General features: G+C 74.5%; 14 protein-coding genes. 10 read left to right on the top strand and 4 right to left on the bottom strand.

Annotated features, from left to right (window positions below):
- Nucleotides 1-131 precede the first annotated feature (131 nt).
- On the top strand, nucleotides 132-1682 hold the full coding sequence (locus ACQEVS_RS29540; protein WP_433025530.1) for a 4-hydroxyphenylacetate 3-hydroxylase family protein: 1551 nt from the start codon (nucleotides 132-134) through the stop codon (nucleotides 1680-1682).
- A 288-nt stretch (nucleotides 1683-1970) separates the two neighbouring features.
- Nucleotides 1971-2426, top strand: coding sequence for a helix-turn-helix domain-containing protein (locus ACQEVS_RS29535; protein WP_433025527.1), 456 nt, complete (start codon nucleotides 1971-1973; stop codon nucleotides 2424-2426).
- 22 nt (nucleotides 2427-2448) lie between these two features.
- On the opposite strand, the gene ACQEVS_RS29530 is transcribed toward ACQEVS_RS29535, so the two are convergent.
- The 3 genes from ACQEVS_RS29530 to ACQEVS_RS29520 all read right to left on the bottom strand — a co-directional run bounded on the left by ACQEVS_RS29530 (nucleotide 2449) and on the right by ACQEVS_RS29520 (nucleotide 6269).
- The gene (locus ACQEVS_RS29530) at nucleotides 2449-4518 is read right to left on the bottom strand and encodes a SpoIIE family protein phosphatase (protein ID WP_433025524.1); all 2070 of its coding nucleotides are present in this window, start codon (nucleotides 4516-4518) and stop codon (nucleotides 2449-2451) included.
- Nucleotides 4519-4700: 182 nt separating this feature from the next.
- Nucleotides 4701-5129, bottom strand: coding sequence for an ATP-binding protein (locus tag ACQEVS_RS29525; protein WP_433028000.1), 429 nt, complete (start codon nucleotides 5127-5129; stop codon nucleotides 4701-4703).
- Between the two features lie 489 nt (nucleotides 5130-5618).
- The gene (locus ACQEVS_RS29520; protein ID WP_433025521.1) at nucleotides 5619-6269 is read right to left on the bottom strand and encodes a DUF4360 domain-containing protein; all 651 of its coding nucleotides are present in this window, start codon (nucleotides 6267-6269) and stop codon (nucleotides 5619-5621) included.
- A 551-nt stretch (nucleotides 6270-6820) separates the two neighbouring features.
- Between ACQEVS_RS29520 and ACQEVS_RS29515 the strand changes: the two genes are divergently transcribed.
- Nucleotides 6821-7777: a D-2-hydroxyacid dehydrogenase family protein gene (locus ACQEVS_RS29515; RefSeq protein ID WP_433027997.1), complete on the top strand. Its 957-nt coding sequence runs from the start codon at nucleotides 6821-6823 to the stop codon at nucleotides 7775-7777.
- A 393-nt stretch (nucleotides 7778-8170) separates the two neighbouring features.
- On the opposite strand, the gene ACQEVS_RS29510 is transcribed toward ACQEVS_RS29515, so the two are convergent.
- The gene (locus ACQEVS_RS29510; protein ID WP_433025518.1) at nucleotides 8171-9427 is read right to left on the bottom strand and encodes an ATP-grasp domain-containing protein; all 1257 of its coding nucleotides are present in this window, start codon (nucleotides 9425-9427) and stop codon (nucleotides 8171-8173) included.
- 1279 nt (nucleotides 9428-10706) lie between these two features.
- On the opposite strand from ACQEVS_RS29510, the gene ACQEVS_RS29505 reads away from it, so the two are divergent.
- From ACQEVS_RS29505 to lanKC, 7 genes are all read left to right on the top strand, one after another.
- Nucleotides 10707-11963 carry a hypothetical protein gene (locus ACQEVS_RS29505; RefSeq protein ID WP_433025516.1) on the top strand — a complete coding sequence of 419 codons (1257 nt, stop codon included), beginning with the start codon at nucleotides 10707-10709 and terminating at the stop codon, nucleotides 11961-11963.
- On the top strand, nucleotides 11960-12280 hold the full coding sequence (locus tag ACQEVS_RS29500; RefSeq protein WP_433025514.1) for a Rieske (2Fe-2S) protein: 321 nt from the start codon (nucleotides 11960-11962) through the stop codon (nucleotides 12278-12280). The genes ACQEVS_RS29505 and ACQEVS_RS29500 overlap by 4 nt, the downstream gene beginning before the upstream one ends.
- On the top strand, nucleotides 12277-12534 hold the full coding sequence (locus ACQEVS_RS29495; RefSeq protein ID WP_433025511.1) for a 4Fe-4S dicluster domain-containing protein: 258 nt from the start codon (nucleotides 12277-12279) through the stop codon (nucleotides 12532-12534). Before ACQEVS_RS29500 ends, ACQEVS_RS29495 begins: the two co-directional genes overlap by 4 nt.
- On the top strand, nucleotides 12534-13097 hold the full coding sequence (locus ACQEVS_RS29490) for a cupin domain-containing protein (RefSeq protein ID WP_433025508.1): 564 nt from the start codon (nucleotides 12534-12536) through the stop codon (nucleotides 13095-13097). Before ACQEVS_RS29495 ends, ACQEVS_RS29490 begins: the two co-directional genes overlap by 1 nt.
- 40 nt (nucleotides 13098-13137) lie before the next feature.
- On the top strand, nucleotides 13138-13956 hold the full coding sequence (locus ACQEVS_RS29485) for a DUF3050 domain-containing protein (RefSeq protein ID WP_433025505.1): 819 nt from the start codon (nucleotides 13138-13140) through the stop codon (nucleotides 13954-13956).
- A gap of 162 nt (nucleotides 13957-14118) precedes the next feature.
- On the top strand, nucleotides 14119-15477 hold the full coding sequence (locus tag ACQEVS_RS29480) for an aldehyde dehydrogenase family protein (RefSeq protein WP_433025502.1): 1359 nt from the start codon (nucleotides 14119-14121) through the stop codon (nucleotides 15475-15477).
- A 148-nt stretch (nucleotides 15478-15625) separates the two neighbouring features.
- Nucleotides 15626-18280, top strand: a complete 2655-nt coding sequence (gene lanKC / locus ACQEVS_RS29475) for a class III lanthionine synthetase LanKC (protein WP_433025499.1) — start codon at nucleotides 15626-15628, stop codon at nucleotides 18278-18280.
- Nucleotides 18281-18323: the final 43 nt, after the last annotated feature.

Raw genomic sequence — 18323 nt, 5'->3', positions numbered from 1 at the left:
GCCGTCCGGTGCCCTCCCGCCGGGCGCCGCACGCCCGTTCGGGGCTCGGGGGCGACGGAACCCGGGTACGCGGAGGCCCGGAGACGCGGGCACGACAACGACCGGCAGACAACCGGCAGGAGGCACCGCCCATGCCCGACCAGCACGTCGGCTCCCCCGCCCCACCGCGCCCCGAGGACCGCCACGCGGTCGAACGGCCGCCCACCGGGGCGGAGTACCTGGAGAGCCTGCGGGACGGCCGCGAGGTGTGGATCTACGGGGAGCGCGTCGCGGACGTCACCGCCCACCCGGCGTTCCGCAACAGCGCACGGACGCTCGCCCGGCTCTACGACGCCCTCCACGACCCGGCGCTGCGGGGTGTCCTCACCACGGAGAGCGACGCGGGCGGCACGGTCACCCACCCGTTCTTCCGGGCGCCGCGCGGGATCGCGGACCTGCGGGCCGCGCGGGACGCCATCGCGGTGTGGCAGCGGATGACGTACGGCTGGATGGGGCGGACGCCGGACTACAAGGCGTCGTTCATGGCCACGCTGGGCGCCGACCCGGGCTTCTACGGCCCGTTCGCGGCCAACGCCTCCGCCTGGTACGCGCGGGCGCAGAACCGGGTGCTGTTCCTCAGCCACGCCCTCGTCGACCCTTCCGTGAGCCGGCACGCGGCGGACGGGGCGGGCGCGGGGATCCGCGTCCGGGTGGTGGCGGAGACGGACGACGGGATCGTGGTGAGCGGGGCGAAGGGGGTCGCCACCGGAGCGGCCCTGACCCAGTACGCGTTCGTGAGCCACACCGGTCCGCGGCCGGACGACCCGGCGCACGCGGTGTCGTTCGTCGCGCCACTGCACACCCCGGGCCTCAAGGTCGTCTGCCGGGCGGGGTACGAGCTCCGGGACGGCCGGTCGGACAGCCCGTTCGACCATCCGCTGTCCAGCCGGTTCGACGAGAACGACGCCCTGCTGGTCTTCGACCGCGCGGTGGTGCCCTGGTCGAACGTGCTGATCCACCGCGACGTCGAGCGGGCCGGGGCGTTCGCGCACGGGAGCGGGTTCCTGCCGCGGTTCCTGTTCCACAGCGCCGTCCGGATGTCGGTGAAGCTGGACTTCCTGTGCGGGCTGCTGCTGAAGGCCGTCCGCAGCAACGGCAGCGACGTCCACCCGGGCGTGCAGTCGGGGGTGGGCGAGGCGCTGGCGTGGCGGCACACGGTGCACGCGCTGGTGACGGCCATGACCGAGCGGTCCGAGCCGTGGGCGCGCGGCCGCGTCCACCCTCCGCTGGCGCCCTGCCTCGCCTACCGGGTGCTGGCCCCGACGGCGTACCGGACGGTCCGGCAGCTCATCCAGCGGCTGGTCGCCGGCCCCCTCATCGGCACGGTGTCGCACCCCGCCGACTTCCGCGCCCCCGGTCTGCGGCCGTTCCTGGACGTCTACTTGCGGGGCGCGGACGGGGGCGGCGCCGAGGAGCGCGCCAAGCTGATGAAGCTGGTGTGGGACGGCGTGGGCAGCGAGTTCGCGAGCAGGCACGAGCTGTACGAGAGCCTGCACGCGGCCAATCCGGAGGTCACGCGGTTCGAGACCTACCGGTTCGCGGACCGCACCGGGCTCCGGGACGAGCTGTGCGGCTTCGTGGACCGGTGCCTGTCCGAGTACGACGCCGAGGGCTGGACGGTGCCGTATCTGAGGGACGAGTGAGCGACACGGACGGCGTCCGCCCTCAAAGCACCCCCGTGGCTTTGAGCGGTCGCCGTCCGTGTCATCGCGGACGTTAGTCATCCGCATCCGGCCATGGCAACTTGCTGCCCCAAGTCGCAATGTATTGCGCCCAAAGTCGGTCCATATCCGTCTTACCTCCGTCTCCACTCTCGACAAATCCGGCAATCGTCAACAGAACGCAGCTTCGCCCGCGGGGTACTTCCATGGCTGGGCCGCTCCCCGTCCGGTTAGAGTCCTCGGGTCGGAGCGTGCGCGAGAGGGTGGACGATGCAGCAGGGGGCAGCGCCCGCGGCGGGCGGGGAACGCCCGTCCCTGGAGGCGCGGATCACCGCCGCCAAGGCGGACGTCGCCCGGCGCCTGCGGTACGTGCGCCACCACCACCCCGACGGCCCGTTCACCCTCGCCGGGCTGGCGGAACGCGCCGGGGTCTCCAAACGGACGCTCTCCCAGGCCGAGTCGGCGGACGGCTCCAACCTCACCCTGGAGACCCTGCTCAAGGTGAGCGACAGCCTGGGCATCCCGCGGCCCGCCTACTTCCTCGACGAGCAGGTCTTCCGGCAGGTCAACAGCGAACTCGCGGGCGGCGGGCCCGGGTCGGAGGCCCCGCCGGTGCGCGTGGACCAGCTGTCCCGCCTGCTGAACGACATCCTCGACACCGCCACGCGGGCCCGGTGCGCCTTACGGGACCTGCCCGCCGGGGAGAACGCCGGCGGGTCCGGCTGACCTCCCGCCGGACGGCGTCCGCTCAGCCCCCGACCTCCGCGATCAGCAGCGCCACATCGTCGTCGCTCCCCCGCCGGAACACCGACAGCAGCAGGTCGCAGGTCTCCTCCAGGCCGGTCCTGGGCCCGTCGAGGACGCGGACGAGCTCGGCGAGGCGGACGTCCAGGGCCTCGTCGCGGGTCTCCACCAGGCCGTCCGTGTACAGGACGAGCCGGTCGCCGGGGGCGAGGTCCACGGCCACGCTCTCGAAGGGCACGCCGCCCACGCCGAGCGGGGCGCCGGTGGGCAGGTCGAGCAGGACGGGCGGGCCGCCGTCCCGCAGCAGGACGGGCGGGAGGTGCCCGGCGTTGGCCACGCAGCACCGGCCGCCCTCGGGGTCGTACACGGCGTAGACGCAGGTGGCGATCTGCTGGTCCAGACCGGTGGCGGCGCGGTCCAGGTGCCGGAGCACCTGGGCCGGGTCGAGGGCGAGGCCGGAGAGGGTCCGGGCGGCGGTGCGCAGCTGGCCCATGGCGGCGGCCGCCGTGATGCCGCTGCCCATGACGTCCCCGACGACCAGGGCACTCTTGCCGCCGTCCTGCGGGACGACGTCGAACCAGTCGCCGCCCACCTGCCCCGCCGTGCCGGCCGGCTGGTAGCGGTACGCGACCTCCAGGCCCGGCGGGCTGGGCGGGCGCTGCGGCAGCAGGGTGCGCTGGAGGCTGAGCACGGCGGCGCGCTCCCGCTGGTACCAGCGGGCGTTGTCGATGCAGACGGCGGCGCGGGCGGCCAGCTCGCCCGCCAGCACCACGTCGTCCTCGGTGAACGGGACGGGGTTGTCGGTGCGCTTGAGGTCCAGGGCGCCGAGCACCTCGCCGCGGGCGATCAGCGGCACGGCGATGTACGAGTGGAGGCCGGCCCGGGCCAGGACGGCCGCGGCGGTCCGGTCGCGGGCGATGCGCGGCAGGTCGCGGGTGCCGACGCGGGGCAGGTGGACCGGCCGGCCGGTGGCCACGCACTCGGCGACCAGCCGGTCGGCCGGGTAGTGGGCGAGTTCGCCGGTCGGGTCGGCGGCCCGGGCCGCGTCGACGGCGCCCGCCGTGCCGGCCGAGGCGACGGCCAGCGCCCGGATCGCGGTCGCCCGGCCCGCGGGCGCGCGGTTGCCCTCCAGGGCGGCGTCGAGCACGTCCACGGCGGCGACGTCGGCCAACGCCGGGACGACGACCCCGGCCAGCTCGTGGGCGGTCTGGTCGAGGTCGAGGGTGGTGCCGATGAGGACGGAGGCGTCGGCGATCAGGGCGAGCCGGCGCCGGGCCTCGGCGGCGGCCAGGTCGGCCCGGTAGCGGTCGGTGACGTCCACGACGGACGCGGCGACGCCGAGGATGTGCCCGCCCGCGTCCTCCAGCCGGTAGTAGGAGACCAGCCGGGCCCGGTCGTCCTCGCCCCCGCCGATGCCGCCCGCCACGAACCGGTCCAGCTCCGGCTCGCCGGTGGCCAGCACCCGGCGCATGGTGGCCTCGCTCTCCTCGATGTCGACGAACGGCAGCACCTCGCCGATCCGGCGCCCGAGGTGCTCCTCGGCGGAGAAGCCGTGGATGCGCTCCAGGGCGGGGTTGACCATCACGTAGCGCAGCTCGGTGTCGAGGACGGCGAGGCCGATCGGGGACTGGGCCACCAGGCGCAGCGAGAGCGCCAGATCGCGTTCGAGGTCGCGCAGCACCTCCCGGTCCGTGGCGATGCCGAGGGCGTACATGGCGCCGTGCCGGCCCTCCAGCCGGACGTTGCGCAGCTCGACCAGGCGGGGGCCGCCGTCCTTGTGCCGGACGGGGAAGACGCCGGCCCAGCTCTCGCCCTCGCCCATCACCCGGTCGAACAGGTCGAGGACGACGGCCAGGTCCTCCTCGGCGACCAGCAGCCGGGCGGCGTACTGGCCGAGCGCCTCGGCCGGGGTCCAGCCGAACAGCTCCTGCGCCTGCGGGCTCCACAGGATGATCCGGCCCTCGCGGTCGAGGACCACGGCGGCCACGCTGAGCACGTCGAGGAGGCCGCCCGCCTCGTCCCAGGCGGGCCGGGTCCGGCCGGGGCCGGTCCGGAATCCGTCGGTGGTGCCCATGCGAGGTCCTCCTTGCGCCCGCGCGCGGTGGGGGCGGCCCCGGGGGCCGGTGCCCGGCCGCGCCGGTTCCCACGGGAGCCGCGCCGGGCCCGGTCCCGCCGCTCGCGCCGCCGTCCGCCGCGCCGCGCTCTCCATCGTCCCTCGGATCCCGCGCGGCGCGCAGCCGGGCGTGGACGGGAGGGTCAGACGTCGGCCGGGCCCGCCGGGGCGGGGACGGCGGACGGGCCGCCGGGGGCGCGGGGGCCGTCCGGGAGCGGCAGGGCGAACCACACGGTCTTGCCCGCCGGGGAGGTGTGGTGCCCCCATCGGTCGGCGATCTGCTCGACGAGCCACATGCCGCGCCCGTTCTCGCTGTCCTTCGCGGCGAGCGAGCAGCGCGGCAGGGCGCCGCCGCGGTCGGTGACGCGGGCGACCAGGTGGCCGGGGGTGCGGGAGAGGGACAGCTCGACGTCGCCGGTGCCCTCGGGGACGTGCACGATCGCGTTGGTGACCAGTTCGGAGAGCAGGAGGGCGGCGTCGTCCGTGAGCGCGTCCAGTCCCCATTCGGCCAGCAGGCGCCGGGAGAAGGCGCGGGCGGCGGCGACGGAACGGGGGGAGGCGGGGAGTGAGATCGCGTGGGCCGGACGGTACGGGACGGCGGCCCGGGGGCGCGGGTCGGCGGCGCCGGACGGTGCTCCCGGGGCGCAGGGGCCCCAGGGGCCGCGCCACGGGCCGGCCGGCGGGGGACGACCGCGTCCGGGGTGCCCGGGAAGGCGTCCGCCGGGGACGCGGGGCTCAGGGTGTCACGGCTGGAAGCAGACATGAGGCTCTGTGCGATCGAGGGGGGACGCGAAGGCGGGACCGTGGGGGGCCGCGGGCTTCGCGGTGGTCTTGCCCACACTGGCGTGATTTCCGCCAGAGGTCTATACCCTCTGGGTCACGATGGGCCTGCGGAGCGCTATGTTCGCAGGTGACGGGCGCTTAACGGTACCTAAAGTCATGGTAAACACGGGGTGTGGTCCGCACTCCCCACGGCCGGCCGGGCGAGCGGGGCGGTGGCGGCCGGGGCCGGGCGGGGCGCGGCCTCCGTCCGCGCGCCCCCGTCCCGGCCGCCGTTTCCGCTACCTGCTCGGGCACTCCTTCCACGCCAGGTGGTAGATCGTGTTGATGCTGCCGTCCGTCGAGTCCATGGTCATGAAGCTGTTGGTCTTGGAGGGGTCGGACGTGCCGGCGTTGACGCGGAGTTCCGTGTTGATGTTGAAGTTGCGCCGCTCGCCGCAGGGCGCCCACACCAGTGAGCCCACCGGAACGGAGTCGGTGGCCTGCCAGTTGTCGCCGTAGGCGCCTCTGAAGGTGTGGGAGCTGGGCGTCGTCTGCGAGGAGCCCTGGAAGTAGTACGACGCCTTCTCGGTGCCGGTCGCCCCGGGCTCCAGCTTGGCGTAGCCGCGGTAGTCGGCGCTGGCGATGGCGTAGGTGAAGCCCTGCGGTACGTGCACGATCAGGTTGAGCTGGCAGTTCTTGCGGAAGTCGGTCGGCTTGGAGCCCAGGCCGACCTGGGCCAGGTAGTCGCTGTACGTGACGGTGAAGGCGGTGTTGTCGGGCGACACCGCGATGGCGGCCGTACCGGCCGGACAGCCCGAGCCGTTGACCGTCGCGATCTCGATGACGATCTTGTCCGGCGGCGGGTTGGTGATGACCGAGGGCTGCTGGGTGCCGAACGCCGAGGCGAACAGCGCGGCGAGCGCGCCGGCGGTGACCAGACCTGCGGGCATGGTGCTCCAATCGGTTGCCTTCGGGCGGCGCGGGCGGCCCGAGGGGACGGGGGGACCATTCCGCGGACGCCGCGGCCCGTGGCCTCCGGTTTCCGGCCTCCGGCGGAATGACGTGCCGGACCGGGAGAAGGGCAGGTCACGAGCGCGACAAGGCATGCCCATGACAATCTTCACGGCCCGCTGGGACGAGGAGCGTTCGAATGATAGGGAGCCCTACGGGGGTTGGCTAGGGCTCCGGCGACGCCCGGAGCGGCTGTCGGTCCGGCTGGAGGAGGCGACGCCGGAGCCCGAGGTGCGCTGCCGCGCCGCGCGGCCGGAGCCCGCGCCGCTTCGGGACGCGCGCCCACCGGGCGGCCGAGGCGGAGCGGCCGCGCGCCGCCACCGCCGCGTACACCGGCGGCGGTTCGCCGCGCGCCCTGCCGGACCGTGGCCGACCGGGGCCTGAACACGGCCCGTACGGGAGGGGCCCCGACGGGCGCCGCGCAGCCCCCTGGCAGAGTGTCGGCGAATACCGGCCGTTTCAGCCGTTCACCGCTCCGAAGGACGACATGATGACGCTCCGCTGCACCGTGCTCGACGACTACCAGGGCGTCGCCCTCTCCATGGCCGACTGGTCGGCCCTCGGCGACGCCGTCGACGTACGGGTCCTGCGCGAGCACGTGGCGGGACACGACCGGCTGGCGGAGGAGCTGGCCGACAGCGAGATCGTCGTCATCATGCGGGAACGCACCCCGTTCCCCGCCGAGTTGTTCGCCCGGCTGCCGAAGCTGCGGCTGCTGATCACCTCCGGCATGCGGAACGCGTCCGTCGACCTCGACGCGGCGGCCCGGCACGGCGTCACCGTCTGCGGGACGGACAGCAACCCCGAGCCGCCCGTCGAGCTGACCTGGGCGCTGCTCCTGGGGCTGGCCCGCGGCCTGGTCGCGGAGAACGCGGCACTGCGCGACGGCGGCCCCTGGCAGAGCACCGTCGGGGCGGACCTGCACGGACGGCGGCTGGGGCTGCTGGGGCTCGGCAAGACCGGTGGCCGGATGGCGCGGATCGGGCGGGCGTTCGGCATGGAGGTGGCGGCCTGGAGCCCCAACCTCACCGACGAGCGGGCCGCCGCCGCGGACGCCGTCCGGGTCGGCAGGGAGGAGCTCTTCTCGGAGAGCGACTTCGTCTCCGTCCACCTGGTGCTGGGCGAGCGGACCCGCGGGCTGGTCGGCGAGGCGGAGCTCCGGCTGATGCGGCCGACGGCCTACCTCGTCAACACCTCGCGGGCGGCCATCGTGGACCAGGACGCGCTGGCCCGCGCGCTGCGCGACGGCCGGATCGCCGGGGCGGGAGTCGACGTCTTCGACGAGGAGCCCCTCCCCGCCGACCACCCCTTCCGCACCCTCCCCCGCCTGCTGGCCACCCCGCACCTGGGCTACGTCACGGGGCGCAACTACACGGCGTACTTCACCCAGGCCGTGGAGGACATCACCGCCTTCCTGGCGGGCGAGCCGGTCCGGCGCCTGGCCTGACGCCTCGGCCGCCGGAGGGCGGCGGCGAACGGGCGCGCGGGGGCCGTCCCAGTGAGGACGACCACCCGCACGGCGGGAAGGGCCACCCGCACGGCGGGGTCACCGCCTTCACGCCGGGGGCTGCTTGCCCCGGCGGGAACGACCGCCCACGCGGCGGGGCCACCGCCCTCACGCCGCAAACTGCTTGCCCCGGCGGGAACGACCGCCCAGACGGCGGGCCACCATCCCACCGCCGGTGGCGACTTGCCCCGGACCGGAGGCCCGCCCGGGCGTTGACGACCCATCCCTCGGCAGGGGCGCCGCCCCGGCGGGAACCACCCGCACGACGGCGACAGCCGGACCAGCGCGACGGGTCGGCGCCTCCGCGTCAACAGCCCAGCTCCCAGGTGCCGTTCACCCGTCCGTCGCCAGCGCCAGTGCCCCCTCCGCATCCGCCTCCGTGTCGAAGACGACCCGTCCGGCCAGCCCCGTCGCGATCTCGTCCCGTTCGGCAGGCGTGTCGGCGCCGGTGACGAAGACCCCGGAGCGGGTGAAGGAGTCCTTCTCCGGGGGGATGACGTCGCCGGGGCGGACCCGGAGGTCGGCGGCGAGGACGGCGGGGTGTGCGGCGAGTTCGTCCCAGCCGCGTACGGCGCGGAGCCGGCCGGGCGGGGCGAAGAGGAAGTCGACGCGGGCGGCCCGGCCCGGTTCGGGCAGCGGCGGGGGCGTCCGGCCGAGCAGGTCGTCGACGAGGGTGCCGTAGAGCTCCAGGCCGGGGCGGGTGTGTTCGACGAGGGCGTGGATGAAGTCGCCGCCGCCGCGGCAGTGGAACTCGCCGAGGACGACGCCGGTGGCCGTCACCCACAGCTCGATGTGGAAGACGCCGCGGGTGATGCCTACGGCCTTGAGGCCGCGGGCCACCGCGTCGCGGGCGAGCCGGTCCGTCGCCTCGTCGAGGCCGGCGGGCTGCTGCTGGCTGGTGGAGATGAAGCCGTCGGTGACGGCCTTCCGGGTGAGGGCGAGCACCTGCGGCTCGCCGCCGAGCACGATGCCCTCGGCCGAGTACTCGTCGCCGGCGACGAAGGTCTCGACGAGGAAGTAGGGGGAGGCCGGCAGCGGACTCATGGCCTCCGACGGGAGCCGGAACTTCCTTACCGCCTCCGGCAGTTGCTCCGGGCCGTCGATGAGCGACACACCGATGCTGGCGAGGCCGTCGCGCGGTTTGACGACCCAGGGGCCGGGGCCGGTCTCCTCCAGGAAGCGCTCCGCTTCGGCGACGCCGGCGCAGACGGCGGTGCGGGGCTGCGGGAACCCCGCCTCGCGGAGCCGCTGCCGGCACAGGTCCTTGGTGCGGACGCACCGCACCGCGTCGGGGTCGTTGCCCGCGAGGCCGAGTTCCCGGGCGATGACGGCGGTCGGCAGCACGGACAGTTCGCGGACGGTCAGCACCGCGTCGATGGGCGGGCGGGTGGCGGCCCAGGCCCGGCACGCCTCGGGGTGGTGGACGTCGAGGGCGACCACCTCGTCGACGTGGTCGAGGTCCCGGGCGGTCGCGGACCGCAGGTTCTCGGGGGTGTCGGCGCCCACCAGGGTGACGCCGCGCCGCCGGGCCTGTTCGCTCAGCCGCCGGATCTGGTCCTGGCCCCAGGCCGGCATTCCGGTGTTTCCCATGACGAGGAGCGTCACATCTGCCATACGACCGGCTCACTTCCTCTGACGACGGATCGGTCGACTGATCGGATTGCAGGGATTCCTGACGAAGCGTAGCGGTTCGCCGTGGTTCGGGAAGGGTGGCCGGACGGGTGTCGTACCGGCGGGCGGCGCGCGAACCACCGCCGGGCACGGCCGACATTATTTCGGCCAGGGTCGGGAAAAGGCACCCGGCGGACTGGCCGCCGAACGCCGCAGCACTCCCATGCCATTTGCATATTCACCATGCAATCACTCTTCGTGAGACCGTGTGCGCGCATTTCAGGGGTCACTCCGCAATGGGTTCCGCAAGGGCCGGGCGAAGGTTTTCTCCGTCCACCGCGCGGCGCTGGTGACGGCCCGTCCCAGCCGTCCCATGGCGGGGAACGCCTTCCGGCCAGACCAGGCCGATTGACAGCCGGAACGGCCCTCCCTAACGTCATCGGCGTCATGCTTCCCGAAGGCGCGCGCCTCTCGCAGCGGCCTTCACACCGGCCGTTCCCGCGCTTTCCGGAAAACCTCCGGACGCGGCGGAACGGCCGACTGCCGTGCCTCTCTCCGCAACGCCCTCCCGCAATGCCGTCCGCTCCGTGGATTCCCGCTCTGGAGGCGCCCGTATGGCACCGGATCCCCTGCTCTCCCACCCGGATTTCACCGGCGCGGACCTGTCCGTGCTGGCGGAAATCGAAATGGATCTGGCCGAACGCCTGGACATGCTGGGCGACGACGGCGATCTCGTCGTGGTGGCCGGCCTGGTGGCCGCGCGCGTCGTGGACGCGGCCGTCCTGGAGAAAATCGTCGGCGACCGGTCCGGGGCCGGGCGGCCGCTCGATCTCGCCGCGCACGGAATTCCGGCCGCGGAATTCTCGCGTTTCCAGCGGCTCTGGTACCACTTCAAGGTGCCGTACGCGCGGGCGTCGCTGGTCTGGTGGCACCTGTTCTGCCTGGCCCTGGGGCGCGGCGCCGCCGTGGACGAGGCGCTGGAGCTGATGACGGGTTGGCTCGCCCCGCTGCACGGCGCCCTCCCCGACGCCCTCGCGCGGGCCGGCGTCGCGACCGGGCTCCCCGGGGAGACGGTCGTCGTCACGGCGGACGAGACGGGCGGGCTGCGGGCCCTCACGGCGGCCGTCCGGCTGGACGCGCCGCTGCTCGCGGTGGACGACGTACGGGCGGCCGCGGCGGCCGGGCGGACGCTGGGCCGCCGGGTGGTCACCGCCGACCCGGAGCTCGGTCCCGTACCGGCGGGCGGGCGGGCCGCCCTGTGGCTCGGCCCGCCCCCGCCCTGGACGGCCTGCCGGAGCGGGCCCGCCGGGACTGGGAGGCCCTGCCCGCGGAGGAGCGGGAGGAGCTGCTGGCCGGCTTCGAACGGCGGATCACCTCCGTCGAGCGGGTCCGGCTGCACGCAGGCGAGACGGAACTCGACAACCGGGCCGTCGCCGCCGAGATCGCCGCCTGCCGCGCCCTCCCGCCGGCCGAGTGGAGCGGTACGCGGCTGGTGCTGGCGACGCTGCTGCGCTGCTGGCAGGAGGCCGGGTTCGTGCTCCAGGAGCTCAACCAGTCGCTGCTGTCGTTCGCCTCCCTCTCCCTGTTCCTGCTGCGCAAGTCCCGCGGCTACGCCCGGCTGCTGGGCGAGGCCGAGCCGCCGGAGGCGACCGCCCCCGACGTCCTGGCGGCGGCCCGCGGGCTGGGCGGCCTGCGCGCCCGCGTCGAGGAGCGGTACGAGCGGTGCCTGCACTTCGACGGGAGCAACTGGGAGCGCCGCGAGTTCCTGCTGCCGCTGTCCGTGTACCGGCGCAGCGCGCGCGTCCCCGACGGGCTGCCGGAGCGGCTGTACGCCGAGACGGGCGCGGAGTTCACCGGCCGCACGGGCTCGGCCGAGGAGTGGGACGTCTTCCTGGAACGGGTGCTGGAGGCGGGGAGTTCGCCGACGCGGGCGCTGCAGGCGGTGGCGCACTGGGCGGCGGACGCCGAGGACCTGCCGGTGGACCTGGCGGTGTTCACGGTTCCGGTGGGCCGGAAGCTGGACGAGCCGTGGACGATGGAGTTCACGGACCTGTTCTGCTACACGGGCTTCCGCACCGGCTTCCGCCCGGAGGAGTTCGGCATCGCCAACGGCCGGCTGCTGATGTACAACGTGATCGCCCAGCGGATGCGCTACAACGCGGTGAAGAAGGCGCAGAACTACGCGCCGGTCATGCGGTTCGCCCCGCAGGGGTTCAACCTGCCGGACATCGCCGTCGCGGAGGACGCGTTCCACGGCGGGCACGCCGCGGCGGGCATCCGGCTGGCCTGCCGGCTCCCCATCACCGTCCGGTACCGCGACCGCGACTGGAACGGGCTGGCGGACGTCCGGCTGAACCGTTCGGCGTACAGCCGGGAGAACCGGTTCCGGCCGCGGGACATGGTGCTCGGCCACCGCTACACGCAGTGGGCGAAGGGGCTGGCCGACGCGGCGTACCGCAGGGGCCTCAGCTTCGACGACAAGTGGACCGACAAGGTCAAGGACCTCGACCTGTGAGGGCGGAACGGGTGATGGGCGAGGCGTCGGCAACCCGGGCCGAGGCGCCCGGGGCGGTGGTCGAGGCGCTGCCCGGCGGCGAGGGCTGCGTGGTGCGGCTGGGCGACCGGACGGTCCGCGTCCCGGCGCGCTGCCCGCACCGCGGCGCGCCGCTCGCGGCCGCGCTGGTGACCGGCACGTTCCTGGAGTGCCCCTGGCACGGGGCCACCTTCGACCTGCGCACCGGCCACCGGGTGCGCGGTCCGCACTGCGCCGACCTGGCCGTCCGGCCCGTACCGGCGGACGGCACGGCGGATCCGGAGGAGGGAAGCACATGACATACGTGATCACCGAGCCGTGTATCGACGTCAAGGACGGCGCCTGTGTGGACGTCTGTCCCGTCGACTGCATCGAGGGCGCGGAGGCGGAGGCGCCGCAGTTCTACATCGACCCCGCCCGCTGCGTCGACTGCGACCTGTGCGCCACCGTCTGTCCGGTGGACGCGATATTCCGCGAGGAGGAACTGCCGGAGGAGTGGGTGCACTTCACGGCCGTCAACGCCGACTACTTCACCGAGCGGGCGGAGGCGTGATGACGGCGCGATCCGATGCCGACGACCTGTCCATCATCCGCTGGGCCAACGCCCGGATCGGCGACGCGGCCACCTCGCTGCACGTCCCGCACGGCGAGCGGCCGGTGCACATGCACGGCGCGGACGCCACCGGTGTCGGGCTGGTGAGCAACGGCGCGATCGGGGCGGACGTCATCCGGCTGCCGGCCGGGGCCGGTTTCCCGCCGCACACCCACCCCGGCCACCACGTCCTGGTGGTCCTGGGCGGTCTCGGCACGATCACCTACAACGGACGCGTTCACCCCACCGAGGCGGGCCAGATCTACCTGGTCGAGGGGGCCGTGTCACACGCCGTCGGCGCGATCTCCGACCACGTCCTGCTGGCCATCGGCGCCCCGCACATGCCGGTGGAGTCCGAGCGGCGGATGGAGGTCGTGGTCTACGAGGAGGTGCTGAGCGAGATCGGCAACCTGCACTGTCTCATCTGCGACATTAAATCCCAGTTGCCGGCGTACCTGCACGACGTGGGGTGCCCGCACTGTCCCTGCCACGACTGCGCGGTCCCGGACCCGACCCGGCGCTGACCGGTCCACCCGATACTTCTCCCGGCCCCCAGGAGCCGTCATGGCCACCTCTCGTTACCACACCCAGGTCACCCACCCGGGACTGACCGCGCTCAGGGCGGAGATCGAACCCGCCCGCAAGGGCGTCCTCACCCACCCGATGTACCACAGCGTCACCACCCCGGAGGCGGCGCGGATTTTCATGGAGCACCACGTGTTCGCCGTCTGGGACTTCATGTCCCTCCTCACCAGTCTGCAACGGCAGTTGACCTGTGTGGAGGTGCCCTGGGTGCCGCGCGGCCCGGTGGCCAGCCGTCGGCTCGTCAACGAGATCACGCTCGTGGAGGAGAGCGACGCCTACGACGACGGTTTCATCAGCCACTTCGAGCTCTACCGGGCCGCGATGGACGACGTGGGGGCGGACACCGGGCCCGTCGACGCGTTCGTCCGGGAGCTGCGGTCCGGCACGCCCGTGTCCGAGGCACTGCGCACGGCCCGGGTGCCGGAGCCGTCGGCTCGGTTCGTCGAGGCCACCTGGACGGTGCTGGAGACGGCTCCCGTGCACTGCCAGGCGGCGGTCTTCGCGTTCGGCCGCGAGGACCTCATCCCGGAGATGTTCGAGCAGGTGGTACGCATCGAGGACGCGGACGGCCGGCTGGCCCTGTTCCGGGACTACCTGGAGCGGCACATCGAGGTCGACGCGGACGAACACACGCCGATGGCGATGCACATGCTCGTGGACGTGTGCGGGGACGACGCCGGGAAGTGGAAGCGGTGCGCGGAAGCGGTGCGTTCGGCACTGCACGCGCGGGCCGACCTGTGGACGGCGATCACCGACGCGATCGTGGCGGGGTGTCCCGCCGGCCCGTCCGGCGTTTGAGGGCAGCGCCCGTCAGCCCGTCCGGCGTCTGAGGACAACCGCGCGGAGCGCGGTTTCGGGGGTGCGGGGGCGCAGCCCCCGCAGAAACGGTGAAAGGGCGGGCCGGGGGCAACTCCAACGGTCCCTGCGGCAGCCCCGGCCCGCACAGACAAGGAGACCCGAGTGCTCACCGACCCCCGCACCGGCCACCCCCGCCCCCACCCGGCCGCGTCCGGCGGCCCGGGCACGGCCGAGTCCCCCGACACCGCCGTGGCCGCTGCCCGCCGAGCCCTCCCCGCCTGGTCCGGCCTGACGGCCCGCGAGCGAGCCCGCCGCCTCCTGCGCTTCGCGGCCACGCTGGAGGACACGGCCGGCGAGTACGCGGCGGCCGAACGAGCGGGCACCGGCAAGCCGTTCGCCGACGCCGCCGCCGAAGTGGCGCAGTGCGCCGACCTCATCCGCTTCTACGCCGGCGCGGCCCGCACGGACCTCGCCCCGTCCGGAGGCCACCGGCTGCCGGGCAGGGAGAGCTGGGTCCGCTGGGAGCCGCTGGGCGTGGTCGCGGCGGTGGTGCCGTGGAACTACCCGCTGCTGATGGCGGTCTGGCGGTTCGCCCCGGCACTGGCGGCGGGCAACACGGTCGTCGTCAAGCCGGCGGAGACGACGCCGGACAGCGCCGTGCTGGCCGCCCGGCACGCGCACGAGGAGCTGGGCCCCGGCGTACTGACCGCGCTGCCCGGCGGCCGGGAGACCGGCCGGCGGCTCGTGGGCCACGAGGGCGTCGACGCCGTCGCGTTCACCGGCAGCCGGGCGGGCGGGCTGGACGTGGCGGCCCGCGCGGGGGTGCGCCGGGTGAGCCTCGAACTGGGCGGAAACTGCCCGGCGTTGGTGCTGCCGGACGCCCCCGAGTACACCTGGGAGCGGCTCGCCGCCGCCTGTGTGTACAACGCGGGCCAGTCCTGCGCCGCCCCGGCCCGGGTGCTCACCCCGCGCTCGTGCTACGAGCGGACGGTGACCGGGCTGGCCGGCGTGCTGGCCGCCCGGCGGGCGGGAGCGGACTTCGGGCCGCTGAACAACCCCGAGCAGCTCAAGCGGTTCGACGGGCTGCTGGCGGCGAGCCGGGCCGGCGTCCGGCACGTGGCGCCCGTCGCGCCCGCCGAGGACGAGCGGGACGGCTACTGGCGGCCGGCGACGCTCCTCGCGGACCTGCCGGACGACGATCCGGCCGTGTGCGAGGAGGTGTTCGGTCCGGTGCTCACCGTCCAGGCCGTACCGGACGCGGAGGCGGAGGAGGCGCTGGTCCGGGCCGCAAACGGCATGCCGCACGCGCTCGCCGCGAGCGTGTGGGGCTCGGCCGTGCCCGCCGTCCTGCGGCTGGCGGGCGCGCTGGACGCGGGCGAGGTGTGGGTCAACTGCCACCTGGAGCAGACGGCCGAACTCCCGCACGGCGGGCGGCGGCAGTCCGGTCAGGGCACCGATCTGAGCGTGCTGGCGCTCGCCGAGTACCAGCGGCCCAAGACCGTGACGGTGGCCCTGGAGTGAACCCCGGGTGTCCCCCGGGGGCGGACCCCTGGAATGACATCCTCCACCATGCGTTTCGCACGGCCCGTTGGTGACACGTGTGACTGGTCCCGCTCCCCCCGGCGTGGAAATCTCGACGCATCGCAGCCGAGGTGCCGAGGGGGATCGCATGGACAAGCGGTACGAGGTCTACAGCCTGGCCGACCGGCACTTCTACGAGACCCCGGACCGTCTGCCCACCCTCGCCGGCACCAGCACGGAGGACGGGCTGTTCGAGACCGCCCGGCGGCCGGTGCCGGACGGCTGGGCCACCGCCCGCAGCGGCGACTGGCTGAACCTCTTCCCGGCGGGCCCGGACGGCGGGCCGCTCCCCGGGCAGCCGCTCCAGGGCTGGAAGATCCACGTCTCCTCGACCGCCGGCACGGCGGACAAGACGGCGGCCGACGTCTGGGACTACTGCGTACCCCGGGGCATCCCGTTCAAGTTCGTGCCCGGGCCGCACCTGCTGCACCTGCGCAACACCAAGTACGCGGGCCGCGACCACAGCGGCAAGTTCGTCACCGTCTACCCGGCGGACGAGGAGCAGTTGCGCACGACGCTGGAGGAACTGGACGCGCTCCTCGGCGGCCGGCCCGGACCGTACATCCTCACCGACCTCCGCTGGAACGCGGGCCCGCTCTACGTCCGGTACGGCGCCTTCGCCCGCCGCTTCTGCGTCGACGAGCGCGGCACGCTCGTCCCGGCGATCGAGGACGGCACCGGCCGGCTCGTCCCTGACCCGCGGGACCCGGCGTTCCGGGTGCCGTCCTGGGTGACCCTCCCCGCGTTCCTCGAACCGCACCTGGCGGCCCGCAACGCGACCACGGTGGCCGACCTGCCCTACCGCATCGAGAAGGCGCTGCACTTCTCCAACGGCGGCGGCGTCTACCGCGGCACCGACACCCGCGACGGGCGGAAGGTCGTCCTCAAGGAGGGCCGGCCGCACGCCGGGCTCGCCAACGACGGGGCGGACGCCGTCGCCCGGCTGGAGCGCGAACGCGACGCGCTGGAACGCCTCGCGGGACTCGACGCCGCGCCCGGGCTGCGCGACTGGTTCACGCTCGGCGAGCACAGCTTCCTGGTGATGGACTTCGTCGAGGGCAGACCGCTCAACTCCTTCTTCGCCGAACGCCATCCGCTGCTCGCCGCCGAGCCCGACCCGGCCGCCGTCGCCGCGTACACCGCGTGGGCGCTGCGGATCCACCGGGCGGTGGAGGAGGCCGTCGAGGCGCTCCATTCGCGCGGGCTGGTCTTCAACGACCTGCACATGTTCAACATCATGGTGGCGCCCGACGAACGGTCGGTCACCCTCATCGACTTCGAGGCCGCCGCACCGGCGAGCGAGCACGGCCGGCAGGTCGTCGCCCACCCCGGCTTCTTCGCCCCGCCGGACCGCCGGGGCCGGGACGTGGACCGGTACGCGCTGGCCTGTCTGCGGCTGGCCCTGTTCCTGCCGATCACCACCCTCTTCGTCATCGACCGGGAGCACGCCGCGCACCTCGCCGAGGTGATCGCCGCGCAATTCCCGGGCGTCCCCCGGGAGTTCCTGGACGAGGCGGTCGCCGAGATCACCCGCGAGGCGGGGACCGTACCCGGGTCCGGCCCCGGGACGCGCCCGGCCGCCCGGCCGCCCCGGCCCGGCGACTGGCCGGCGAGCCGCGACTCCATGGTCCGCGCCCTCCTCGCCTCCGCCACGCCCGAACGCGACGACCGCCTCTTCCCGGGCGACATCGCCCAGTTCGGCGACGGCGGCGGGCTCGGCCTGGCGCACGGCGCGGCCGGAGTGCTGTACGCCCTGGAGGAAGCGGGCGCGCCCCGCTACGAGGCGGGCGAGCAGTGGCTGCTCGACCACACCGACCCGCTGCCGCCCGGCACCCCGCTCGGCCTCTACGACGGCGTCGCCGGAGCCGCGTTCGTCCTCGACCGGCTCGGCCACACCGGACGCGCCCTCGACCTCACCGAGGCGATCCTGCGCGAGAACTGGCCACAGCTCTCGGCCGATCTGAACGGCGGCCTGTCCGGCCTCGGGCTCCTCCTCGACCACCTCGCCGGCTCCACCGGCGACTCCACCCTGCGCGACCACGCCCTGCGGGCCGCCCAGATCCTCGCCGACCGCCTGGCCGCCGACTCCGACGGCTCCGGAGGGTCCGGTGACCCCGCCGGACCGGCGTCCGGCCGCCGCGCCGGGCTGCTGCGCGGCGCGACCGGATCCGCCCTCCTCTTCCTCCGGCTGTACGACCGGACGGGCGCCCCCGACCTGCTGGAGCTGGCCGGCCGGGCACTCCGCGCGGACCTGGCCCGCTGCGTCACCACCGGCAACGGGACGCTGGAGGTCGACGAGGGCTGGCGGACCATGCCGTACGTGGGAGAGGGCAGCGTGGGCATCGGAATGGTCCTCGACGACTTCCTCGCGGCGGCCGGCGGGGAACCCGATCCGGCCCTGTCCGCCGCCCGCGACGGCATCCTGGCCGCGGCCCGGGCCCGCTTCTACGCCCAGCCGGGCCTGTTCCAGGGCCGCGCGGGCATGGTCCTGCACCTCGCCCGCACCACCGCCCCCGGCGCCACCCCGGGGCAGCTGGCCGCGCAGGTCGACGCCCTCGACTGGTACGCCATGGGCTACCGGGGCGAACTCGCCTTCCCCGGCCACCAGATGATGCGGCTCTCCATGGACCTCGCCACCGGAACGGCCGGCTGCCTGCTGGCCCTGGCCGCCGCGGCCGGCGACCGCCCGGCCCGCCTGCCGTTCCTCCCGCCCCTCCCGCCCGCGCCACTCGCGGGCCCCTGAACCCGGCACCGCCGTTCGGCGGGGCCGTAGCACAGCACCGACA

This window comes from Streptomyces sp. CA-181903, from assembly GCF_050937075.1.
Lineage (GTDB): Bacteria > Actinomycetota > Actinomycetes > Streptomycetales > Streptomycetaceae > Streptomyces.
This window is presented reverse-complemented; position numbering and strand designations above follow the sequence as displayed.